Below are 24,046 nucleotides of genomic sequence, written 5' to 3'. Positions count from 1 at the left end.
GCGCAGAGCTCAAGGGCCCGCAGGGTGGTCGCTGGTCGCCCTGCGAAAGGTGTTCTTGCCGGCATGCTTGGCAGCGTACATGGCGGCGTCCGCAGCGGACAGCAGCGACTGGGGGTCGGTTGCGTCATCGGGCACGAAAGCCAGGCCCACGGTGGCCCCGACGGGCTGGACCTGGCCCTGAACCACGAGGGGCTGGTTCACGCTGTCGATGAGGCGGCCGGCCAGCTGCTCGACGACGTCGGGTTCCGCGACGTCGGCCACCAGCAGGGCGAACTCGTCGCCGCCGAGGCGGAACAGGGTGTCGCTGGCGCGCAGCACGCTGCTCATGCGCCGGCTGACCTCGGTGAGCACGGCGTCGCCCGCGGCATGGCCGCAACGGTCGTTGACATGCTTGAAGTTGTCCAGGTCGATGAAGAGCAGGGCCAGGCGTTGCCCCCCGGCCTGGCCGGTCGGGGGTGCGTGGTGCAGATCGATGAAGAGGCGTTCCAGCGTCAGCTCGAAGGCCAGGCGGTTGGGCAGGCCGGTCAGGGTGTCGCGATGGGCCAGTTGCTGCAAGGCGCGGCCGCTCTGCTGCTCCTGGGCGAGCCGCTGGTTCATGTCCTCGTGCCAGACTTCGATGCGCCTGAGCATGCCGTTGAAACGCTCGGCCAGCCGTCCGACCTCGTCGTTCTCGCGCACGGCGGCGCGCAGGCTGTAGTCCTGGCTGGTGGCGACCCGCTCGGCCAGGCGCGACAGCGCAATCAGCGGCGCCAGCGCACGCCGCTGCGTCCAGCGCAGCAGCAGGCTGGCGCCCACCAGGGCGAGGGCCAGCACCGTGACGGCGCCAGCGGCCAGTCGCAGCAAGGTGTCGTTCAAGGCCTCAAATGACTCCTGCCAGCCCAGGCTGCCGAGGCGTTCACCGTGCAGCCGCACCGGCACCACCAGGCGCAGCCCCTGCCAGTCGACCTGGACCGGCGCATCGCTCCAGGGCGCCGCCGCGATCGCCCCCGGCCAATGCGAGAAGGTTTCGCCATTGGGTTGGCGCACGACCAGGCTTTGCAGGCCCTCACGGCGGCTGAAGGCGACCAAGGCCTCGCGCGTCGCTCTCTCGTCATGGAAGGCCAGGGCCGGCGCCAGGTTCTCGGCCAGCAGCTGGGCTGACTGTTCGGCCGCCTTGAGCTGGGCCTCGCGCAGGCTGTGGTGCACCCACACGGCCAGGGCCAGCGAGCTCAACAACAGGGCGGCGCCCATGACGGTGACGCTGAGCCGCGTCAGCCGCCGGACCAGCGAAGGCCGACGGCGCGGTCGTCCGGACGGCCCCTCAGCTGGCGACGAGGCCATTGCGGATGGCATAGACCGTCAGCTCGGAATTGTTCGTCAGCCCCAGTTTCTCCAGCACGCGGGCGCGGTAGACGCTGACGGTCTTGGGGCTGAGCATCAGCTCCTCGGCGATGTCCGACAGGCGCTTTCCCGAGGCGATCATGACCAGGGTCTGCAGTTCGCGGTCGGACAGCTTGTGGTGGGCCTGCTCGGTGACGGGCGCGGTCAGGCTCTCGACCAGCATCTGCGCGATCTCGGGCGTCACGTATTTGCGGCCCTGGGCCACGGTGCGCACCGCCTGCACCAGCGTGGCCGGGTCACCGCCCTTGTTGACATAGCCATAGGCGCCGGCCTTCAGCGCGCGGATGGCGTACTGGTCTTCCGGGTACATGGACACGATCAGCGTGCGCACCGGGTTGCCCTCGTCCTTGAGCACATGCAGCACGTCCAGGCCCGAGCGGCCCGGCATGTTGATGTCCAGCACCAGCACGTCGCAGGGGTTGTCCTTGCCCAGGGTGTGCAGCAGGCCGCGCAGCTCGGTGTAGTCGCCGGCTTCGCCGACGACCTCGATGTCCTGGGCATCGGCCAGCGTGTCGCGGATGCCGCGGCGGATCAGGCCATGGTCGTCACAGAGGATGACGCGGATCACACACGCCCCCAGATCGAGTTGCCGTCATCCTTGCTGAAGTCGGTCGAGTCGTCCAGCGCGTCGATGGCGTCCTGGGCCAGCGGCACGGTCAGGATGAGGCTGGTGCCCCCGCCCGGCGGGCTGGACAGGTCGACCCAGCCACCCACGGTGGCGGCGCGCTCATGCAGGCCGCGGATGCCGAAGGACCGCTCCTTGGCGAGGTCGTTGGCGCCCATGCCGCGGCCGTTGTCGCGGATCTCCAGTGTCAGCACGCCGGAATCCTGGCTGAGTTCGATGTCGACCCGGGTCGCCAGCGCATGCTTGGACACATTGGTCAGCGCCTCCTGGGCGGTGCGGTAGGCCACCAGGGGCACGCCCGAGGGCAGCTCCAGCCTCTCCTCGCCGATGCGCAGGCCGGCCTCGATGCCCGTGCGGCGCTCGAAGCGGGCCGTCATCCACTGCAGGGCCGCTACCAGGCCCTGCTCCAGGATGGCCGGGCGCAGGTTGTGCATGATGCGCTGGCTGGCCTCGATGGCGGCATTGACCGTCTCCAGGGCCGCGCTGACCCGCGCCCTCACCTCGGGCTCCTGGGCATGGCGGTCGATCCAGGCCAGGTCGAACTTGACGGCCGTCAGCGACCCGCCGACATCGTCATGGATCTCGCGCGCGATGGCGGCCCGCTCCAGCTCGACGCTGGTCTGCAGATGGCCGGCCAACTGGTGCAGGCGCTGCTTGGACTTGACCAGCTCGTGGTCGGCCGCGGCGCGGGCCTTTTCGCTCTCGGCCGCGTCGATGGCATGCAGCAGGGCCGGCGCCAGGCGGTTGAGGTTGTTCTTCAGCAGGTAGTCGGAGGCGCCGTTGCGCATCGCCCCGACGGCGGTGTCCTCGCCGATCTCGCCGGACACCAGGATGAAGGGCATCAGCAGGCGGCGTTCCTTCAGGGCCTCCAGCACCTCCAGGCCCGTGAAGCCCGGCAGGTTGTAGTCCGAGATGATGGCGTCCCACGGGCGATCCAGCGCAGCCAGCACGGCCGGCAGCGCATCCAGCCTCTCCATCTCGACCTTCAGCCCGGCGCGGCCGAGCTGGGCGAGGATGAGTTGATGGTCGAGTTCGGAGTCCTCGACATGCAGCACACGCAGGAGCCGGGGCGCCTGCCCCACACCAGAAATCGTCATGGGGGCGCAGTATGCCGCCGCCTGCGACATATGGCCCGGCACCACACTCGACCCGGTTCAGACCGGTAATACGGCTCGTTCTCGCGACATCTCAAGGTCGACAGTGGCCGAAAAAGGGGTGAACATGCCATGATGCATTCGCCCTGAGGGTATCCACAGGGCTTGGGACAAGAAGCAGCATCCCCTCGCGGAGACACGATGCAGACAGAACCTTCCACCGCCGCTGAATTCGATGGAGCCGTGGCCGCCATGCCGCTGCTGGCGGCCGCGGAACTGCAGGATCACCTGATGACGGTGACCCACGACCTCGAGCGCCTGCAACGCCTGCTGGACGACGCCGGCGAAGCCCTGTCCAACCATTTCTACAGCGCCTCCAACCAGGCCATGTCGCTGTTGAGCGGCACGGATGGCGGCCCCGCCGCCGATGGCCTGAAGCAGATCATGCAGGACATCGCCGGCGCCATCACGGCCCTGCAATTCCAGGACATGGCGACACAGCTCATCGCCCACACCAGCCAGCGCCTGCGCAACTGCTCCGACCAACTGGCCCGCGACACCTTCGGCATGGACGACGAGGACGGCGCGGCCGTCGTCGAGATCGCGCCGCTGCGGCCCAACCCGGTCACGCAGGACGAGATGGACGCTGGTTCCATCGAACTCTTCTGAATCCCCCCGCCAATCTCAGCCCCCAGGCAACAAGTCCCCTCGGAGAAAAACAGATGACCCACTCAATCCTTGCTGTCGACGACTCGGCCTCGATGCGCCAGATGGTGGCCTTCACGCTCAAGAACGCCGGCTTCAACGTGGTGGAAGCGGTGGATGGGCAGGACGCCTGGGAAAAATCCGGCCAGCGCGACTTCGACCTCGTGCTGACCGACCAGAACATGCCGCGCATGGATGGCATCAGCCTGACCAAGAAGCTGCGCGAGAACCCCAAGTTCAAGACCACGCCCATCCTGATCCTGACCACCGAGTCCAGCGACGCGATGAAGCAGGCGGGCCGCGCCGCCGGCGCCACCGGCTGGCTGGTCAAGCCTTTCGATCCGGCCAAGCTGATCGAAGTGATCGGCAAGGTCATCCGCTGAAGTCAGAGTTTCCAGGGGAGCACCAGCCATGGGTGACATGACCTCAGAAGGCGCCAGCATCAGTGCTGGCATCGACCTCAGCCAGTTCTACCAGGTCTTCTTCGAAGAAGCCGGCGAGAACCTCGACAACATGGAGCAGTTGCTGCTCAATGTGAACGTCGAGGCGGCCGACGATGAAGAGCTGAACGCCATCTTCCGCTGCGCCCACTCCATCAAGGGTGGTGCGGCGACCTTCGGCTTCAGCGACGTTGCCGAGCTGACCCACCAGATGGAGACGCTGCTGGACAAGCTGCGCCGCCACGAACTGCAGCCCAATGCGGCCATGGTGGACGTGCTGCTGCAGTCGGGCGACGCGCTGCGCGCCCAGCTCGGCCGCCACCAGGGCTCGGGCGCCGACCCTTTCGACACGACCGACCTGCTGGTCAGCATCAAGAGCTTCGTCGAAGGCGGCGGCGCTCCGGCGGCTGCGCCCGCACCGAAGGCTGCCGCCGCACCGGCCTCCGCCCCCGTGGCTGCCGCACCCGCAGCGCCGGCCAAGCCCGGCGCGCGCCTGCTGGAGTTGCAGGTCGGCCCGCTGACCGACATGAGCCTGGCCGACAACCTGGTCGAGCTGTTCAAGGAAATCACCGATCTCGGCACCATCGAGCCGCTGGACGCGGGCCAGAGCTCGGACGGCATGCGTCGTTTCAAGGTGCTGACCAGCTCCACCGACAACGACCTGCTGGACCTCTTCACCTTCCACGTGGCCCGCGAGCAGGTCAAGCTGATGCCCCTGGGCACCGGCTTCGGCTTCTACGACGGCGCTCCGGGCGCCCCGCCGGCCGAAGCGCCGTCCGGCGACCCCGGCTATGGTTTCTTCGACGACGCCCCGGGTGTGCCGGCCGGCGCTGCGGTCGAAGCCACCCCCACCGCAGCGCCCGCACCGGCTGCCGCCATCGTGCCGGCCCGTGCCGCCACGCCGGCCAAGACCGATGCCAAGCCCGCGGGCGGCGGCATGGACCAGACGACGCTGCGCGTCTCCATTGAAAAGGTCGACCAGCTCATCAACCTCGTCGGTGAACTCGTCATCACCCAGGCCATGCTGGCCCAGAACAGCCGCGAGCTCGATCCCGGCCTCTACCAGCAGCTGACCTCGGGCCTGGCCGACCTGGAGCGCAACACGCGCGACCTGCAAGAGTCCGTCATGTCGATCCGGATGATTCCGATGTCGACGGTGTTCAACCGCTTCCCGCGCATGCTGCGCGACCTGGCCGCCAAGCTGGGCAAGAAGGTCGAGCTGGTCACCCAGGGTGAAGCCACCGAACTGGACAAGAGCCTGGTCGAGAAGATCACCGACCCGCTGACCCACCTGGTGCGCAACAGCTGCGACCACGGTGTCGAAATGCCGGCCGACCGCATCGCCCGCGGCAAGCCCGAGCAGGGCACGATCACACTGGTCGCTTCCCACCAGGGCGGCAGCATCGTCATCGAAGTGCGCGACGACGGCCGCGGCCTGAACCGCGACAAGCTGATCAAGAAGGCCCGTGAAAAAGGCATCGACGCGCCGGACACCATGACCGACGCCGAATGCTGGAACCTGATCTTCGCGCCCGGCTTCTCCACCGCCGAGCAGGTCACCGACGTGTCCGGCCGCGGTGTGGGCATGGACGTGGTCAAGAAGAACATCACCTCGCTGGGCGGCACGGTCGAGATCGACTCCGCCGAAGGCTACGGCATGAAGGTGTCCGTGCGCCTGCCGCTGACGCTGGCCATCATGGACGGCATGAGCGTGGGCGTCGGCGACGAGTGCTACATCCTGCCGCTGTCCTCCGTCGTCGAGTCCTTCCAGGTTCAGGCCGACACCATCAAGACCGTCGCCGGCTCCGGCCGCGTCGTCGAGGTCCGTGACGAGTACATGCCCGTCATCGAGCTCGAGAAGGTCTTCGACGTGCCGCGCTTCGACTTCGAGCACGTGTCATCCATCATGGTCGTCGTCGAGGCCGAAGGCGGCCGCGTCGCGCTGCTGGTGGACGAACTGCTCGGCCAGCAGCAGGTCGTCGTCAAGAACCTCGAGGCCAACTACCGCAAGGTCAACGACGTGTCCGGCGCCACCATCATGGGCGACGGCCGCGTGGCCCTGATCCTGGACGTCGGCAGCCTGGTGCGCCGCTCGCGCCACTGAACCATCACAACACTAGGAGAGGTCTGCATGGAAGCCAACGTTCCGGCCCTGCGCCAGCAAGGCGCCGTCACTGCCAAGGCCCACGGCCCCAAGAGTGGCGAATACCTGACCTTCCGCCTCGGCTCCGAGGAATACGGCATCGACATCCTGAAGGTGCAGGAGATCCGTTCCTACGAGCAGCCCACGCGCATCGCCAATGCGCCGGACTTCATCAAGGGTGTCGTCAACCTGCGCGGCGTCATCGTTCCCATCGTCGACCTGCGCCTGAAGCTCAACTGCGCCACGGCCGAGTACAACAGCTTCACGGTCGTCATCGTCTTGAACGTGAAGAACCGCGTCGTCGGTGCCGTCGTGGACTCGGTCTCCGACGTGCTGGAACTGAGCCGCGACGCGATCAAGCCGGCCCCCGAGCTCAGCTCGGCGTCGGTGGACACCAGCTTCATCACCGGCATCGGCTCGGTCGGCGAACGCATGCTGATCCTGATGGACATCGAAGGCCTGATGAGCAGCGCCGAGATGGGCCTGATGGACGCGGCCATCGCCGCCTGATCACCGGCCCTGATTCACGTTCACGTGCCCCCGCGACGAGGCGGGGTGCGCGGAGCCTTGCACGCTTTGGTTTCTGGAGATTCGCATGAGTCAGCCCGTCAACTCCATTGCCCGCCAGGTCTCGCTGACCGGCGCCGTCGCCGTCGCAGGGGTGCTGCTGGTTGTCAGCCTCATCGTCGGCACCCTGCTGAAGCGCTCCGCCAATGAGCAGGTGCAGACCTGGGTCGGCGACAAGGCCGCCACCCTGGTCGACACGATGCAGGCCATGGACGAAGTCGCCGCCAAGCAGGTGCAGCGCAGCTTCGGCTCCTTCCGCCAGGACTTCGGCCCCAGCTTCAACCTCGACGAGGCCACCGGAGACCTGCGCGACTGGGGTCCCAAGCTCAACGGCAACTTCACCCAGGTCGACAAGTTCGCGGCCGTCAATGGCGGCGTGGCCACCGTCTTCGCGCTCAAGGGCGACGACTTCGAGCGCATCACCACCTCGCTGAAGAACGACAAGGGTGAGCGCGCCATGGGCACCATGCTGGGCAAGCAGCACCCGGCCTACGCGAATGTCATGGCCGGCAAGTCCTATACAGGCCGCGCGCTGTTGTTCGGGCGTGCCTACATGACGCATTACGAGCCCATCAAGAGTGACGCCGGCAAAGTCGTGGGCATCCTCTTCGTCGGCTTCGACCTCGATGCCTTCGAGCAGGCCATGGACCGCATGGCCGGCAGCGCCAAGTTCTTCGAGCATGGCGGCACCTACATCGTCGCCGTACCCAGCGATCCGTCCAAGGCCCAGCTCGCCGCCCACCCGACGGCCAAGGGCAAGCTGCTGTCGAGCGTCGCACCGGGCTTCGAGAAGATCCTGGCCGAGCAGAAGGAGAGTGCCGTCATCTTCGACGACGCGCCCGACGTGCTCGGCAACGGCCTCTCCGACAACTTCGCCATCGCCCGCAAGAGCGACAAGACCGGCTACTGGGTCGTCGCCCAGGTCTCGCGCGGTGAGGCCTCGGCCGCCGGCCGCTCGACGCTGTTCTTCTTCTGGGGCGCCCTGGCCCTGACGGCCGTGGGCCTGGGTTTCGGCCTGCTGTGGATGATGCGTCGCTGGGTGGCTCAGCCGCTGGCGTCGCTGCAGAAGGCCGTTGGCGCGATTGCCGACGGCGACCTCAGCCAGTCGGTCAGCAGCACGCGCAACGACGAGATCGGCTCGCTGATCCAGGACACCGAGAGCATGCGCCAGCGCCTGGCCTCCACCATCGGCACGGTACGCAACTCGGTCGACAGCATCGGCACCGCCAGCACCGAGATTGCCACCGGCAACCTCGACCTCAGCCAGCGCACCGAACAGACGGCCAGCAATCTGCAGAACGCCGCCTCGTCGATGAGCGAGCTGACCGGCACCGTGCGCCAGACCGCCGACTCGGCCCGCACCGCCAACCAGCTGGTGCAGTCCGCTGTGTCCGCGGCCACGCGTGGCGGTGAGGTCGTCGGCCAGGTCGTCACGACCATGGACGAGATCAACGCGGCCAGCAAGAAGATCAGCGACATCATCGGCACCATCGACGGCATCGCCTTCCAGACCAATATCCTGGCGTTGAACGCCGCGGTGGAAGCAGCGCGCGCCGGCGAACAGGGGCGCGGCTTCGCGGTCGTGGCCGGCGAGGTGCGCTCCCTGGCGGGCCGCAGCGCCGAAGCCGCCAAGGAGATCAAGGCCCTGATCGGCAACAGCGTCGAACGCGTCGAGAACGGTGCCCGCCTGGTGCAGACGGCCGGCACCACCATGGGCGAGATCGTCTCCAGCGTGCAGCGTGTGCAGGACATCATCGGCGAGATCAGCTCGGCCGCCACCGAGCAGAGCGAAGGCATCGCCTCGGTCAACACCTCGGTCGTGCAGCTCGACCAGATGACGCAGCAGAACGCGGCCCTGGTGGAAGAGTCCGCCGCCGCGGCCGAAAGCCTGAAGGAACAGGCCCAGCGCCTGGTCGAAGCGGTGGCCGTCTTCCGTGTTTCAGGCAGCGAATCGCATCGCGTCTCGGCACCCCGGCCGGCTCCGGCTCCCGTCACGGCTTCCAAGCCTGCGGCCGCCAAGCCCGCGGCACCGGCGCCCAAGGCGGCGACGCCCCGCCCTGCCCCGCCGGCAGCCAAGCCCGCACCGGTCAGTGCGCCGAGGCCGGCGCCGGCGCCCGCCGCAGCCACCGATGAAGGCGACTGGGAGACCTTCTGAGTCGCCCACGCGGCTGTTGATGCGCGCCTAGGGCGCCATCGCCTTGAGCGTGGCGATCGCCACCGCACGAACGGCCTTGTCGGCCTCGACGTCTTCACTGGCATTGCCTGTCACCAGCACGGCGTCTTCGGTGTCCGGCTTCAGCACGATGAGGGCGAACCAGGCGCCGTTGCTGCCGGTATGGGCGAGGTGGCGGGCGTTCACGCCGGCCATGCTGTTCTGCGCCCGCCAGCCAAGCGCGAACTTGCCACCTTCACGTGCCGGTTGGTGCAGCAGACGGTAGGTCTCGGCCTTCAGCAGCTTGCCGCGGCCCTGCTCGCCGGCCATCTGATCGATGGCGAACCTGGCCCAGTCTTCCAGCGACAAGGTGATGCCACCGGCGGGCGCAATGACGGCGGGGTTGTCCGCCTCAACGCCTTCGACAGGCTCGCCCGCCTTGTGCCCCAGGGGCTGCCCGCGGTGGGTGGCGCCGAAACCCGCGCTGCGCAGGCCCAGCGGTTCGAACAGCTCGCGCTGCATCAGGGCCTCGTAGGGCAGGCCGGTGGCCCGCTCGGCGGCCAGGCCAGCGATCAGCACCCCTGAGTTCGAATAGCCGTCGCCGGCACCACGCGCATAGGCCGGGGCCTGCGCAAGCGCAATGCGGGCGAAGGCCAGGCGCTGTTCATGCAAGGCGCGCTTGTCCTTGTAGAAGACGGCCATCCAGGATTCGTCGATATCCCCCTGGAGGCCGGCCTGGTGGGCGAGCAGGTCACGCAGGGTGACGTCACGATAGGCGGCCTGCATGTCGGCGGCCAGCTCAGGCAGCAACTGACCCAGCGGCGCGTCCCAGGACAACACGCCCTTCTCCACCAGGCGCGCGACCATCGTGGCCGTCATGGCCTTGCCGTTGGAGCCGAGGTGCCAGACATCGCCGCGCTGAACCGCTTCGGCGCCGCCCTTGGCGCGCAGGCCGGCGACCGCAAGCTCCATCACCTGGCCATGGCGTATCACCACGGCGCCCATGGCCGGCACCTTGCTGCCGTTCACGCTGGCCGTGAGTCGGGCCTGCAGGCTGGCGGCGGGCGCAGCCTGGGCAGCGGAGGCGGGCGTCTGAGGCGCATCGGCAGCATGGGTTGCGAATGAGGCAGCGCATGCGGCCAGAGCGATCATGCAGATTCTGTGGTTCATCACGGGAGCTTCTTCAGTTGGGACACACCGATCCCGAAGCTCGACGCGACGACGCAGGACCGCCCTCCTGAGGCGTGGGCAGGATGGAGGGCCGGCGCAGTGTTGTCGGCGCCCTCCTCGCGAACCAGCACTTGCCGACGAAACGCAGGAACGTCGGCATGGTCGGCAGCCCGCCGCCCCAGGCCGTACCTGCCAAAGAAAAAGGCCCGCAATCAGCGGGCCTCGTTCGTGGGGGCAGGTGTTGACTACACGCGCTCTGCGACCCAGCCTGCGACGCTGTTCAGCGCAGCAGCCACACCCGCGGGTTGCGTGCCGCCAGCCATGGCCAGGTCGGGCTTGCCGCCGCCCTTGCCGCCGACCTGCTGGGCGACGAAGTTGACCAGATCGCCGGCCTTGACCTTGCCAATGCTGTCGGCCGTGACGCCGGCCGCCAGCTGGACCTTGTCGCCGTCCACGGCCGCCAGCACGATGGCCGCCGTCTTCAGCTTGTCCTTGAGCTTGTCCATGGTCTCGCGCAGGGTCTTGGCATCGGCGCCTTCGAGCCTCGCGGCCAGCACCTTGAGGCCCTTCACGTCCACGGCCTGGGCCAGCAGCTCGTCGCCCTGGGCGGAAGCCAGCTTGCTCTTGGCCGCGGTGAGTTCCTTCTCCAGCGACTTGATCTGATCCAGCACCGCGTGCAGGCGGGCGCCCAGCTCGTGCGGCGAGGTCTTCAGCGTCATGGCGGCGCCCTGCACCGTCGTCTCGAGCGACTGCAGATAGGCCAACGCGTTGTCGCCGGTGACGGCTTCGACGCGGCGGATGCCAGCGGCAACGCCCGATTCGGCCACGATCTTGAACAGGCCGATGTCGCCGGTCGCCTTCACGTGGGTGCCGCCGCAGAGTTCCTTGGACGAGCCGATGGACAGCACGCGCACGGTCTCGCCGTACTTCTCGCCGAACAGCATCATGGCGCCCGACTTCTGCGCGTCGTCCAGGGCCATGACCTGCGCATTGGCGCCGGCGTTGCCGAGGATCTCGGCATTGACCAGCGCCTCGATCTCGCGGATCTCCTCGGCCGTCATGGGCGCGTTGTGGGCGAAGTCGAAGCGCGTGCGCTCGGCGTTCACCAGCGAGCCCTTCTGCTGCACATGGGCGCCCAGCACCTCGCGCAGGGCCTTGTGCATCAGGTGGGTGGCGCTGTGGTTGCGCACGGTCTTGGCGCGACGCTCAGCGTCGACGCGCGCGACGAACACGTCACCGACCTTGACCGTGCCCTCGACGACCTGGCCATGGTGGCCGAACACGTCGGCCTGGATCTTCAGCGTGTCGGCCACGACGACGCGCGTCGTGCCGTTGCGCAGCTCGCCGGCGTCGCCGACCTGGCCGCCGCTCTCGGCATAGAAGGGGGTGTGGTCCAGCACGATGACGGCGTCGTCACCGGCCTGGGCCTCATTGACTTGCGCGCCATCGACGTAGATGGCCGTGACCTTGCTGTGCTCGCAGACGAGGTGCTCGTAGCCGTGGAACTCGGTGGCCGCGCCGCTGTAGGCCAGGCCCTGGGCCATCTTGAACTTGCCGGCGGCGCGGGCACGGTTCTTCTGCTCTTCCAGCAGCTCGTTGAAGCGGGCCTCGTCCACCGTCACGCCGCGCTCGCGGCAGACGTCGGCGGTCAGGTCGACCGGGAAGCCATAGGTGTCATGCAGCTTGAAGGCGGTGTCGCCATCGACGTTGCCGCCCTTGGCCAGCGCCGCTTCGAGGATTTCCATGCCGGTGGCGATGGTCTGGAAGAAGCGCTCTTCCTCCTGCTTCAGCACGTCGGTCACGCGTCCTTGAGCCTGGCGCAGTTCGGGATAGGCGTCGCCCATCTCAGCACTCAGCGCCGCCACCAGCTTGTGGAAGAAAGGCGTGCGAGCGCCCAGCTTGTAGCCGTGGCGGATGGCGCGGCGGGCGATGCGGCGCAGCACATAGCCACGGCCGGCGTTGCCGGGGATGACGCCGTCGACGATGGTGAAGGAGCAGGCGCGGATGTGGTCGGCAATGACCTTCAGCGACGGGCTCGTGGCATCACAGTCGCCACCGCCGGCTGCGTCGACCGCCGACTTGGCGGCCGCCAGCAGGTTCACGAAGGTGTCGATCTCATAGTTGCTGTGCACATGCTGCAGCACCGCGGCCAGGCGCTCCAGGCCCATGCCGGTGTCCACCGACGGCTTGGGCAGCTTGTGCATGACGCCGTCTTCAGTGCGGTTGAACTGCATGAAGACGTTGTTCCAGATCTCGATGTAGCGGTCGCCGTCCTGCTCGGCCGAGCCCGGGGGGCCGCCGGCCACGTCGGGGCCGTGGTCGTAGAAGATCTCGGTGCAGGGGCCGCAGGGACCGGTGTCGCCCATCATCCAGAAGTTGTCGGACATGTAGCGCGCGCCCTTGTTGTCGCCGATGCGCACGATGCGCTCTTGCGGCACGCCCACCACCTGGTTCCAGATCTCGTAGGCCTCGTCGTCCTCTTCGTAGACCGTGACCCAGAGCTTGTCCTTGGGCAGGCCGAAGTTGACGGTCAGCAGCTCCCAGGCGTAGCTGATGGCGTCATGCTTGAAATAGTCGCCGAACGAGAAGTTGCCCAGCATCTCGAAGAACGTGTGATGGCGGGCGGTGTAGCCGACGTTGTCCAGGTCGTTGTGCTTGCCACCGGCGCGGATGCACTTCTGGCTGGTCGTCGCGCGGGTGTAGGCGCGCTTGTCGAAGCCCAGGAACACGTCCTTGAACTGGTTCATGCCCGCGTTGGTGAACAGCAGCGTCGGGTCGTCGCCCGGCACCACCGGGCTGGAGGCGACGATCTGGTGGCCCTTCGACTCGAAGAACTTCAGAAAGGTCTGGCGGATCTCGGCGGCTTTCATCCCGGGGGCTTCCTGGAAAAGGTCAGTGACAAAGAGGGGCGATTGTAGAGAGGGGGCTTTACGTCCCGCGGGTAGAGTGGGTGTCAATACGACTGGAGAAGCCCCTGATGGACGCGAATTCCCCCCTGGAAGCGCTCGAAAACCCCGGATTGCTGCGCACCCAGGCCCTGATCAATGGCAATTGGGTGGACGGCCCGGCCACCTTTGCCGTGACCGACCCGGCCACCGGCCGCGAGCTGGCCCGGGTGCCCAATCTGGGCCGCGCCGACGCTGAAGCCGCGATTGCAGCGGCTGCCAACGCGCTGAACGCCTGGCGCTCCAAGCCCGCCAAGGAACGCGCCGCCGTGCTGATGCGCTGGCAGCAGCTGCTGGTCAAGCATGCCGACGACCTGGCCCGGCTGATGACGGCCGAACAGGGCAAGCCCCTGGCCGAGGCCCGCGGCGAGGTCATCTACGGCGCCAGCTTCCTCGACTGGTTTGCCGAGGAAGGCAAGCGCGTCTACGGCGAAACCATCCCGACGACCGACCCCACCAAGCGCTATCTGGTCATCAAGCAGGCCGTCGGCGTCTGCGCCGCCATCACGCCGTGGAACTTCCCGCTGGCCATGATCACGCGCAAGGTCGCTCCGGCGCTCGCCGCGGGCTGCCCCGTCATCATCAAGCCGGCCGAGGCCACGCCGCTGACGGCCCTGGCCGCGGCCGAACTGGCCCAGCAGGCCGGCATGCCTGCGGGCGTCCTGAACGTGCTGACGGCCGACTCGCAGCAGTCCATCGAGATCGGCCAGGTGCTGTGCGAGAGCGACGTGGTGCGCCACCTGTCCTTCACCGGCTCCACCGAGGTCGGCCGCATCCTGATGAAGCAGTGCGCGCCCTCCATCAAGAAGCTCAGCCTTGAGCTGGGTGGCAATGCGCCCTTCATCGTCTTCGACGACGCCGACCTCGACTCGGCCGTGGAAGGCGCCATCGCCAGCAAATACCGCAACGCCGGCCAGACCTGCGTCTGCGCCAACCGCATCTATGTGCAGGCCAGCGTCTACGACGCCTTCCTGGAGAAGTTCGCGGCCAAGGTCGGCGCGCTGAAGACAGGCAACGGGTTTGACGCCGGCATCAACGTCGGCCCGCTGATCGACGACGCGGCGCTGCAGAAGGTCGAGACCCATGTGGCCGACGCCATTGCCCTGGGCGCCAAGCTGCTGACGGGCGGCAAGCGCCTCGAGACCGCGGGCGGCAACTTCTTCGAGCCGACGCTGCTGGCCGATGCGACACCGCAGATGCTGTGCTCGCGCGAGGAGACCTTCGGCCCGGTGGCGCCCATCTTCAAGTTCCAGACCGAAGAGGATGCGATCCGCCTGGCCAACTCCACCGAGTTCGGACTGGCCAGCTATTTCTACAGCCGCGACATCGGCCGCATTTTCCGCGTCGGCGAGGCGCTGGAATACGGCATGGTGGGCATCAACACCGGCCTGATCTCCACGGCCGAGGTGCCTTTCGGCGGCGTCAAGCAATCCGGCCTGGGCCGCGAGGGCGGCCGCCAGGGCATCGAGGACTATGTGGAGGTGAAGTACCTCTGCCTGGGCGACATCCAGAAATAGCCGGTTCGCGCGGCAATGAAAAAGGGGCCCTTTTGGGGCCCCTTTGCTTTGGCAGGACCGATAAGGCGGTCCAGCTTTTCTGCTCTTTTAGAACTCGTACTTGGCCGTGATCTGCATGGCCCACTGCGATTCGCCGCGGGTCTGCTTGGTCGTGTAGTCGGTCGGATCGTTCACGGCATAGATCATCTTGCCGGTCGAGGGATCGATACCGCCGTAGTTCACGAAACGGCGCGTTGCGCCGCCAGTGCCGAAGGCGACTTCGTCGATGTGGCCCCAACGCTTGTTGATCAGGTTGCCGAAGTTCAGGATGTCCAGCGTCAGCGTGCCCTTGTTGTTGCCGAAGAGGCCAGGCATTTCCTGGCTGACGCGCACGTCGAAGCTGTTGACGAAGGGCGAGAACGACGCGTTGCGGCCGACGACCTTGCCCTTGGAGTTGCGCAGACCCGGATTGGCATCGACGATGGACCAGAACTTGGCCTCGGCAGCCGAGGAGGTCTGCTGCGTGAAGGCGTCCAGTCCGGCCTGGGTCGTGATGGTGTTGGTGGTGCTGCTCGAGCGGAAGATCACTTCGCCGGAGCCCGGGCCCTTCGGAACGTACAGCAGGTCGTTGCCCGCCACGCCGTCGCCGTTGACGTCGTTGTTGAACGTCCAGCTGTACGGGTGGCCCGAACGGCCTTCGTAGAACAGGCCGAAGGTGGTCTTGTACTTGCCGAAGAAGGCCTTGGCCCAGTTCACATTGCCCGTGAAGCGGTTGCGGATCAACGTCGCTGCGTTTGCCGCCACTTCTTCGTTCGGGTTGTAGACCGCGCGGTTCAGCCAGCCGGAGTTGGCGGTCGACGAGGTCAGGCCGCTGACTTCCGTGGCGCGGGTGTAGCTGTAGGCCACGCCCCAGCCCAGGCCGGACCTGTTGGGCGAGTTCAACGACAGCGTCAGCACGTCGCCATCACCCTTGCTGGTGTTCTGCAGCAGGGTGACGTTGCCGTAGGACGTGTTGTTCAGCGCCTTGCCGCCGCGACCAGCGCCGCCATTGCAGGCGGTGGCCAGTGCACCGGTAGGTGCCGCATCGTTCGAACCCGCGTAGCACAGTGGGTTGCGGCCCTGCAGGTTGTAGTACATGTCGCGGCCGTCGGTCGGCGACTTGGAAATGGACGGCCCCAGGTTCAGGTACTGGTAGTACAGGCCCTTGTCGACTTCCGTGTGCAACCACTCGGCACCAGCCACGAGGCCGTACCAGGGCAGTTCCTTGTCCAGCGCCAGGTTCATCTTCCAGACGGTCGGCTGCTTCACGCCCGGGGCGATGAAGTCGACGTTGGCCGCCGGCGGATTGGTCGCAGGCAGCGTCGGCTGGGCGTTCGGATCAGGCGAGTAGTGGATGGTGTTGCAGGCGACCGTGCTGTTGCCGCACTGCAGGTTGGCGGTCGTGACACCCGTGTTCTGGTACGGGTTGGTCAGCCACACCGAGGCGGCCGAGCCCATGAACAGGCCCACGCCACCGCGCAGCTGGGTCTTGAGCTTGTCGACAGCGTCGAACTGATAGTTGAAGCCGACGCGCGGCTGCACGATCTTCTGGCCATCCAGCGTGTAGCTGTTGTCGTAGCCGAAGCCGCCCGTCTGGCGAGTGTTGGTGCCGGGGTTGCCCGCCACGAACGCGCCAGATGCAGCTGCGTTGAATTTGGGCTTGTCGTCAGTCTTGAGCGTGTCCAGGCGCAGGCCGCCGACGATGCTCAGCTGCTTGCTGACCTTCCAGGTGTCCTGCACGAACAGGCCGATGTTGGACAGCGTCCAGTTGGCGGCACCGTCGCGCAGCGTGTTGCCTCCCAGCGGCGTCTGGTCCTGGTAGGAGAACGGCACGCCAGCCTTCCAATCGGCGATCGGGTCGGTCGACTGGAAGACGTAGACGCCCTTGGTGTTCTGCAGGAAGGCGTTGAAGATCTCGTTGCGCTCGACGTCAACGCCGGCCTTGATCTCGTGCTTGTCCAGGAACAGGTTGCCTGCGAAGAAGCCATTGAAGGTCTTCGTGTGCAAGCTGTTGAAGTGGCGGCTCATTTCCGTGCCGAGGTACAGCGTCCGGTTGCCGGTTTGCGTGCCGGCCGGTGCGGGCGTCGTCCAGATCAGCGCAACCTGCGGCAGGTTGGAGTTGTTCGTCGGATCGCTCTTGTAGTCGCGCTGCGAAAGCTTCAGTTCGGTGGAGAAGTTGTCCGTCCAGTCGGCGAACCACTGGCCGACGACGGTCTCCAGGGTCTTGACCTGGGTGTACCAGTTCGACGACAGCGACAGCGTGTTCGCGGCGAAGTTCGGGAAGATCGGGTTGCTCTCTTCCGACTTCGTGTAGCGCAGGTTGACCTTGTGGTTGTCGCTGACGTTCCAGTCCAGCTTCAGCAGCGTGTCCTTGGCCACCAGTTCCACGCCCTGGGGCGTCGACAGGTCGCCAGCGGCGATGTGATAAGTGTTGGTCGCAACGTCCTGGGCCGCGGCGATCTGGGCCGCGGTGATGCCGACGTTGGTGGAGTTGCTGCCCACCGGACCGAAGGCCGGCGAGGAGCGGCTGCTCTTGAGCTCTTCATAGCCGGCGAAGAAGAACAGCTTGTCCTTGATGATGGGGCCACCCGCGGTGAAGCCCATCAGCTTCTCGTAGAAGCCCGGGGTGCGGTTGTAGACGTTGCGGCCGCGGTCGTAGCGGTCACCGGTCAGCTTCTCGTCGCGATAGGCGTAATAGACGCTGCCCGTGAACTCGTTGGTGCCGGACTTGGTCACGGCGTTGATGTTGGCGCCGGTGTAGCCCTGCTGCGTCACATCGTAGTTCGAGATGTTGACCTGCACGGCCTGGATGGCGTCGATGGAGATCGGCTGCTTCAGCGTGGGCAGGCCGTTCAGTTCCAGACCGAAGGTGTCGTTGATCTTCACACCGTCGATGGTGACGGTGTTGAAGCGGCCGTTCTGACCGGCGACGGAGATTTCGCCGTTGCCCTTGTCGGACTGGGCGACGCGCGGGTCATTGCGGGCGTAGTCCTGCAGGCTGCGCGAGATGGACGCGTAGGCGGCCAGCTCTTGCTTGTTGATGCTGGTGCCAGCACCCATGGCGCTGCTGTCGAACTTGTTGCTGCCGGTAGCGCTGCCCGTCGTCACGACGGTGTCCAGCACATTGGAGCCGCGGAAGCGCAGTTCCAGGTTCTGCGTTTCGGCCAGGGCCAGGTAGACGTCGTTCTGGACTTCGCGATCGCCGCCCTTGATGGCGGTGATGGTGTAGGGACCGCCGACGCGCAGGCCGCGAGCCGAGAAGCGGCCATCCGCGTCGGTCGTCAGCGTGTTGGTCGAGCCCGATTCACGGTGCACGATGGTGACGGTGGCACCCGACATCGGCTTGCCGTCGGCACCGATCACCTGGCCGCCGATGGCAGCCGTGGTGTTCTGCGCCATCGCCGGCGCGGCGGCCACGATGGCCACGGCGGCGCACAGCGCCGATAGCGGGAACCCAGACCCAAACCTGTTGCTCATCCCAATCACTCCTGTTGTGCGCGTGGCGGGGCACGCGGCTGATGTGTCGAAAGCTGTCACGCAAACGTCATGAAACGCTTGCGGCGGTTGCGTTTTCCGGCGCCGGCAGAGGGCCCGGCCGCAACGGTGACGGAATTGTCATGACTTTCTGTGACAGAACTTTACGGGTAAGTCAGAAGTGGCCCGTTTCAGACACTCGCGCCCCGCAGCGGGCACTGGGACAGTGCGTCGCCGACCGGCGACAACCCCCCAATTCCTGCCGGTGAGCTCCGGCAAGGACGTCCAAAACCTAGCCATCTGGCGACTTTTGCACCACGTTGGTGCAATCTTTACGGGAATGTAAACCTAGCTCCGACGACCTTACGCTGTCGCAAAACCGCGACAAACTAGCGCTACAAATCCACCTCACCGACCTCATCCAACCCAGCTCGTCATGGCCCTGACCTCTTCCTTCCGGCTCAGCACCGGCCTCCTCCTTGGCGCCCTGCTCGTTGGTTGCGCCACCCGGCAGCCCGGCGCCCCGACCGAGCTGACGCTGCTGTCGATCAATGACTTCCACGGCAACATCCAGCCGAACGACCCGACACCGTTGATGCCCCGCCTGCCCGACGCGACCGGCGCGCTGAAGGCCCAGCCGGCTGGCGGTGTGGCGTATCTGGCGACCGCCATGGCGGACCTGAAAGCCAAGAATCCCGACGCCCTGGTGCTCGCCGGTGGCGACCTGATCGGCGCCTCGCCGCTGATCTCCAACCTGCTGCGCGACGAGCCCACACTGACGGCCATGTCCCAGCTCGGCATCACGGCCAGCGCCCTGGGCAACCATGAGCTGGATGCCGGCCTGCCGGAACTGCTGCGCAAGGCGCGCGGCGAATGCGGCCCCGGCGAATGCCTGTGGCCAGGCTTCAAGGGCCCCGGCTTCCCCTACCTCGGCGCCAATGTGCTGGACGCCAACACCGGCAAGCCGCTGCTGCCCACCCACGTCATCAAGCAGGCCGGCAAGCTCAAGGTCGCCGTCGCCGGCGTGGCGACGCTGGAGACACCCCATGTCATCGTCGCCCGGGCCATCCAGGGCATCCACTTCGCCGACGAGGCCGACACCCTGAACGCCCTGGTGCCCCAGCTCAAGGCCGAAGGCGCCCAGGTGCTGGTGGCCGTCATGCACGAGGGCGGCGTGCAGGCCCAGGGCGCCGGCGCCAACGACTCGACCTACGCCTGCCCGACGCTGACGGGCCGCGTGCAGGACATCGCCAAGCGCCTGGACCCCGCCTACGCCATCATCGTCGGCGGCCACACCCACCAGGCCTACACGTGCAAGATCGACGGCCGCCTCGTCGTGCAGGCGGGCAGCTATGGCGGCTGGATCACCGAAAGCCATCTGAAGTTCGACGCCGCCGGCAAGGTCATCGATGCGCAGGCCGTGAACCACCCGGTGCTGCAATCGGCCTATGCCCCCAACCCGGCCCTGGTCGCCCTGGTGGCCCAGGCCGCCGCGCTGACCGAAGCCGCCCGCAACAAGCCCGTCGCCACGCTGGCCCAGAGTGCCTCGCGCAACGCCAAAGAGCCCAACGGCGACTCCACACTGGGCAATCTGATTGCCGACAGCCAGCTCGCCTTTGCGCGCAAGCAGGGGCCGGCCGACGTGGCCTTCATGAACCCGGGCGGCATCCGCGCCGAGCTGACGGTCAAACCCGGCAAGCCGACGACGATGAGCGACCTGCTCGCCATCCAGCCCTTCGGCAACGACATCGTCGCCGTCACGCTGAGCGGCCAGCAGCTGCTGGACATCCTGCAGCGCCAGCTGCCCAAGGCCGACGCCGCGCCGCGCATGCTGCAGCCCTCGTCCACGCTGCGCTACCGCTACCGCATGGGTGCCGACGGCGTCGCCCAACTCGTCGACCCGCGCATTAATGGCGAACCGGTCGACCCGGCGCGCAACTACCGCGTCATCATCAACAACTTCCTGTCCGAAGGCGGCGATGCGCAAACCGGCTTCAAGCATGGCCGCGACCGCGCCGTGCTGGGCACCGACATCGACGCCCTGGTCGAACTGCTGCGTGACAACCCCCAGGCCCTCGCCCAGGCCGCCCCCGGCCGCATCACGCGCGAGTGAGGGGGTGCCCGTTACCACTCGAACGGTGGCCTAGGGCAAACCTGTAACTTCTTGTAGCGACCCGCCAGCGGCAGCCCGGTGGGCCGTCCTAGACTCGAAGCGCCCGGCATCGCTCGCCGGGCAGCAGCGGGTCGGGGGAGTGATGGCGTGGGACATGCAAGCTGGCACTGACGCCGAGCCTCGGGCCGGCCCCGCGGCCGCGGGTACTTCGCGGGACTCCTCCAGTCCCTTGGTCCGCGAAGTCATCGCCCACCTGCCCTGCGGCCTGGCGGTTTTCGACGCCGAACGACGGCTGCTGGTGCACAACGCCGAATTCGAGCGCCTGCTCCATGTGCCGGCCTCGCTGTTCGAAGAGCCGCCGCTGCGCTTCGACGACCTCATCCTCTTCTTCGCCGCCCGCGGCGACTATGGCGAGGGCGAAAAGGCCCGCGCCTGCGTCGACGCGGCCCTCGCCCTGGGCCGGGACCAGCGTGCCAACCGCCTCGAAACCTATCGCACCGGCGACCGCCTCATCGAGGCCCGCACCGCACCGCTGCCCGATGGTGGCTTGGTCCTCACCGTGCTGGACCTGACGCCGCAAGCCCAGGCACGGCTGGCCGCCGAACGCGCCTCACAGGCCAAGACGCGCTTCCTGGCCAATATGAGCCACGAGATCCGCACGCCGATGAACGCGGTGCTCGGCATGTTGCGCCTGCTGCAGAAGACGCCGCTGGATGCCCGCCAGCGCGACTACGCCGTCAAGAGCGAAGGCGCCGCCCGCGGCCTGCTCGGCCTGCTCAACGACATCCTCGACTTCTCCAAGATCGAGGCCGGCCACCTCGGCCTGGACCCGCACCCCACCCGCCTGGACGAGCTGCTGCGCGACCTGTCCGTCATCCTGGCCGCCAATGTCGACAAGCGCGAGCTAGAGCTGATCTTCGATCTCGACCCGGCCCTGCCGCCCATCATCCTGGCCGACGCGCTGCGACTGCAGCAGGTCCTCATCAACCTGGCCGGCAATGCCATCAAGTTCACCTCCACCGGCGAGGTCGTGCTCGGCATCAGCCGCGTGTCGCAGAGTGCCAGCGGCGTCGTGCTCGCCTTTTCCGTGCGCGACACCGGCATCGGCATCGCGCCCGAGCAGCAGCAGCGCATCTTCTCGGGCTTTGCGCAGGCCGAGGCCTCCACGGCGCGACGCTTCGGCGGCACCGGCCTGGGCCTGGCCATCAGCCGCCGCCTGGTGCGGCTGATGGGCGGCGACATCCACCTCGACAGTGCCCCCGGCCGCGGCAGCTGCTTCAGCTTCACGCTGAGCTTCCCGCTCCCCGCCGAAGAACCTGCCCCGACGCCCCGGCAGCACCTGCAGGCCCTGGTCATCGACGATCACCCCGAGGCCCGCCGCGTCATCGGTGCGCTGGCCGAATCCCTGGGCTGGGCGCCCCGCCTGGCGGCCAGCGGTGCCGAGGCCCTGCAACTCATCGAGACCGGTACGCCGGAAGTCGTGCTGCTCGACTGGGTCATGCCCGGCATGGACGGCTGGCAGACCGCTGTGCGACTGCGCCAGCGCCTCGGCCCCGAGCCGCTGATCCTGATGGTCACCAGCCACGACCGCGAGCGACTGTCCCAGCGCAGCGCGCCCGAGCAGGCCCTGCTCGACGGCTTCCTCGTCAAACCCGTCACGGCAGCCCTGCTGAGCCAGGCCGTGAACGCCGCCATCCAGGCCCGCTGCAGCGACGGCGCCACGCCCGAACCGGCGCCGCAGCGCCTGGCCGGGCTGCACCTGCTCGTCGTCGAGGACAACCCCGGCAACCAGCAGGTCACGCGCGAATTGCTCGAACTCGAGGGCGCCGAGATCAGCCTGGCCGGCGACGGCCAGCAAGCCCTGACCCTGCTGGCCCAGACCCGCGGTCGGCGCGGCTTCGACGCCGTGCTGATGGACGTGCAGATGCCCGTCATGGACGGCACGACGGCGACGCGGCTGATCCGCCGCCGCCTCGGCCTGACCCTGCCCGTCATCGCGATGACGGCCGGTGCCCTCGACACCGAACGCCAGGCCTGCCTGGAGGCGGGCATGGACGAGCACATCGGCAAGCCCTTCGACCCGGACGTCGTCGTGGCCGTGCTCAGGCGGCGCTGCGGCGCGGCGCCCGTCGCCCCCAAGGCCGCGGCTGACGAGCTGCCGCCGAGGTTGCTCGCCGACGCCGGCCGCGCCGGCATTGCGCTGGCCGAGGCGCTGGCGCGCATGTCGGGCCGCGTCGAGCTGTTCGAGCGCACGCTGGCCGCCCTTCACGAGCAGGACCGCAAGCTCGCCCAGTTGCTGGCGGAAGGGGGCCGGGTCGCGACCCGCGGCCTGCACGGCTATCGCGGGCTGGCTGCCATGCTGGGCGCAGGAGAACTCGCTGCCCTGGCTGCCGAGGGCGAACATGCCGCTGAACCCAACGACGACTGGCGCCGCCGCTTTCTCGAACGCCGCCAGGCCGACCTCGCCGCGCTGGATCGCCTCGCCGCTGACCTGCAGGCCCGCCAGGCCGTGCATGACCACCATGCCGAGCAGGACAGGCCGGCGCCGACCGGCAGCCTCGCCCAGCGCCTGGATCGCCTGGCCGAACTGCTCGACGGAGCCGACCTCGAGGCCCTGGACGTGCACCAGAGCCTGCGCGAAGGCATGCCCAACGAAGACGCCACGGCCGAACTGGACGCCGCCATGTCCGCCCTCGACTTCTCCACCGCGCTGACGCTGTGCCGCCGCCTGCGCACCTCGCTGGAGGCCCAACCATGATGCAGCTCTTCCTGCCCGAGCGCACGCCGCTGGCGCCTGGCCACGCCCCACCCGGCCGCCGGCCGCGGCTGCTGCTCGTCGACGACCAGCCCGTCAACATCCAGGCCCTGCACCGCGTCTTTGCCAGCGACTGCCAGGTGCTCATGGCCACCGACGGCGCCCGCGCCCTGCAGCTCTGCCGCGACCGCCAGCCCGACCTGGTGCTGCTGGACGTGCAGATGCCCGGCATGGACGGCCACCAGCTCTGCGCGGAAATGAAGTCCGACCCGCTGCTGCGCTCGATTGCCGTCATCTTCGTGACCTCCCAGGACCAGCCCGAGGACGAGACACGGGCCCTGGACGCAGGCGCCGCGGACTTCATCACCAAGCCCTTCAATCCCACCGTGGTGCGGGCGCGGGTGCGGACGCAACTGACCTTGAAGGCGCAGTCCGACCTGCTGCGCGAACTGGCCTTCGTCGACGGTCTGACCGGCGTGCACAACCGCCGGCATTTCGACGAGCGCTTCGTTGCCGAAGCGCGCCGCTCCCAGCGCTCCCGTTCCCCGCTGGCCGTGGTGCTGGCGGACGTCGACCATTTCAAGCGCTACAACGATGCGCTGGGGCATCTGGCGGGCGACGACTGCCTGCGGCGTGTCGCGGGGGCCTTGCGGGCCTGTTTGCGGCGGCCGACGGACCTGCTGGCGCGCTATGGCGGCGAGGAGTTCGTCTGCCTGCTGCCGGACACCGATCTCGCCGGAGCTATCGGCGTGGCGCAGCTGATGGAGGACACGGTGAGGAATCTGTCGTTGCCGCATCCGGGAGTGGAAGGCAGCGTGACAATCAGCCTCGGCGTGTCGGCCGGGAACCAGGGCCAGGGGCTGGTGGAGGCGGCGGACAAGGCGCTGTACCTGGCGAAAGCGGCCGGCCGCGGGCGCGTCAGCTGGGTGGAAGGCTGATTGCCGGTCA

General features: G+C 67.7%; 15 protein-coding genes. 9 read left to right on the top strand and 6 right to left on the bottom strand.

Annotation, left to right across the window (positions count from 1 at the left end):
- Nucleotides 1-9: 9 nt before the first annotated feature.
- From ACS5PN_RS21690 to ACS5PN_RS21680, 3 genes are all read right to left on the bottom strand, one after another.
- Nucleotides 10-1,230: a diguanylate cyclase domain-containing protein gene (locus ACS5PN_RS21690; protein ID WP_439466085.1), complete on the bottom strand. Its 1,221-nt coding sequence runs from the start codon at nucleotides 1,228-1,230 to the stop codon at nucleotides 10-12.
- A 70-nt stretch (nucleotides 1,231-1,300) separates the two neighbouring features.
- On the bottom strand, nucleotides 1,301-1,948 hold the full coding sequence (locus tag ACS5PN_RS21685) for a response regulator transcription factor (protein ID WP_310263010.1): 648 nt from the start codon (nucleotides 1,946-1,948) through the stop codon (nucleotides 1,301-1,303).
- Nucleotides 1,945-3,102: a response regulator gene (locus ACS5PN_RS21680; RefSeq protein ID WP_439466084.1), complete on the bottom strand. Its 1,158-nt coding sequence runs from the start codon at nucleotides 3,100-3,102 to the stop codon at nucleotides 1,945-1,947. The genes ACS5PN_RS21685 and ACS5PN_RS21680 overlap by 4 nt, the downstream gene beginning before the upstream one ends.
- A 198-nt stretch (nucleotides 3,103-3,300) precedes the next feature.
- Between ACS5PN_RS21680 and ACS5PN_RS21675 the strand changes: the two genes are divergently transcribed.
- From ACS5PN_RS21675 to ACS5PN_RS21655, 5 genes are all read left to right on the top strand, one after another.
- A complete protein-coding gene (locus tag ACS5PN_RS21675) occupies nucleotides 3,301-3,768 on the top strand; it encodes a hypothetical protein (protein ID WP_439466083.1) in 468 nt (155 codons plus the stop codon).
- A 53-nt stretch (nucleotides 3,769-3,821) separates the two neighbouring features.
- Nucleotides 3,822-4,187 (top strand): response regulator, encoded by a 366-nt coding sequence (locus tag ACS5PN_RS21670; RefSeq protein WP_233371888.1) that lies wholly within the window; start codon nucleotides 3,822-3,824, stop codon nucleotides 4,185-4,187.
- Between the two features lie 28 nt (nucleotides 4,188-4,215).
- Nucleotides 4,216-6,348 carry a chemotaxis protein CheA gene (locus tag ACS5PN_RS21665; RefSeq protein WP_439466082.1) on the top strand — a complete coding sequence of 711 codons (2,133 nt, stop codon included), beginning with the start codon at nucleotides 4,216-4,218 and terminating at the stop codon, nucleotides 6,346-6,348.
- Between the two features lie 27 nt (nucleotides 6,349-6,375).
- Nucleotides 6,376-6,897 (top strand): chemotaxis protein CheW, encoded by a 522-nt coding sequence (locus ACS5PN_RS21660; protein WP_439466081.1) that lies wholly within the window; start codon nucleotides 6,376-6,378, stop codon nucleotides 6,895-6,897.
- Nucleotides 6,898-6,982: 85 nt separating this feature from the next.
- A complete protein-coding gene (locus ACS5PN_RS21655; protein ID WP_439466080.1) occupies nucleotides 6,983-9,109 on the top strand; it encodes a methyl-accepting chemotaxis protein in 2,127 nt (708 codons plus the stop codon).
- Nucleotides 9,110-9,136: 27 nt separating this feature from the next.
- Here ACS5PN_RS21655 and ACS5PN_RS21650 read toward each other — a convergent pair whose 3' ends face one another.
- Together ACS5PN_RS21650 and alaS are read right to left on the bottom strand one after the other, a co-directional pair.
- Nucleotides 9,137-10,276 (bottom strand): serine hydrolase domain-containing protein, encoded by a 1,140-nt coding sequence (locus ACS5PN_RS21650; RefSeq protein WP_439466079.1) that lies wholly within the window; start codon nucleotides 10,274-10,276, stop codon nucleotides 9,137-9,139.
- Nucleotides 10,277-10,521: 245 nt separating this feature from the next.
- A complete protein-coding gene (alaS, locus tag ACS5PN_RS21645) occupies nucleotides 10,522-13,146 on the bottom strand; it encodes an alanine--tRNA ligase (protein ID WP_439466078.1) in 2,625 nt (874 codons plus the stop codon).
- 107 nt (nucleotides 13,147-13,253) lie between these two features.
- Here alaS and ACS5PN_RS21640 point away from each other — a divergent pair, with 107 nt between their 5' ends.
- Nucleotides 13,254-14,738: an NAD-dependent succinate-semialdehyde dehydrogenase gene (locus ACS5PN_RS21640; protein WP_439466077.1), complete on the top strand. Its 1,485-nt coding sequence runs from the start codon at nucleotides 13,254-13,256 to the stop codon at nucleotides 14,736-14,738.
- 87 nt (nucleotides 14,739-14,825) lie between these two features.
- On the opposite strand, the gene ACS5PN_RS21635 is transcribed toward ACS5PN_RS21640, so the two are convergent.
- Entirely contained in the window at nucleotides 14,826-18,233 is a 3,408-nt protein-coding gene (locus ACS5PN_RS21635) for a TonB-dependent receptor (protein WP_439466076.1), read from the bottom strand.
- 433 nt (nucleotides 18,234-18,666) lie between these two features.
- Between ACS5PN_RS21635 and ACS5PN_RS21630 the strand changes: the two genes are divergently transcribed.
- From ACS5PN_RS21630 to ACS5PN_RS21620, 3 genes are all read left to right on the top strand, one after another.
- A complete protein-coding gene (locus ACS5PN_RS21630; RefSeq protein WP_439466075.1) occupies nucleotides 18,667-20,343 on the top strand; it encodes a bifunctional metallophosphatase/5'-nucleotidase in 1,677 nt (558 codons plus the stop codon).
- Nucleotides 20,344-20,497: 154 nt separating this feature from the next.
- Nucleotides 20,498-23,101, top strand: coding sequence for a response regulator (locus ACS5PN_RS21625; protein WP_439466074.1), 2,604 nt, complete (start codon nucleotides 20,498-20,500; stop codon nucleotides 23,099-23,101).
- Nucleotides 23,098-24,036 (top strand): diguanylate cyclase, encoded by a 939-nt coding sequence (locus tag ACS5PN_RS21620; protein ID WP_439466073.1) that lies wholly within the window; start codon nucleotides 23,098-23,100, stop codon nucleotides 24,034-24,036. Before ACS5PN_RS21625 ends, ACS5PN_RS21620 begins: the two co-directional genes overlap by 4 nt.
- Nucleotides 24,037-24,046: the final 10 nt, after the last annotated feature.

It is taken from the genome of Roseateles sp. NT4, assembly GCF_051857475.1.
GTDB lineage: Bacteria > Pseudomonadota > Gammaproteobacteria > Burkholderiales > Burkholderiaceae_C > Pelomonas.
The sequence above is the reverse complement of the archived record's forward strand: the minus strand, read 5'-3'. Positions and strand labels throughout refer to the sequence as shown.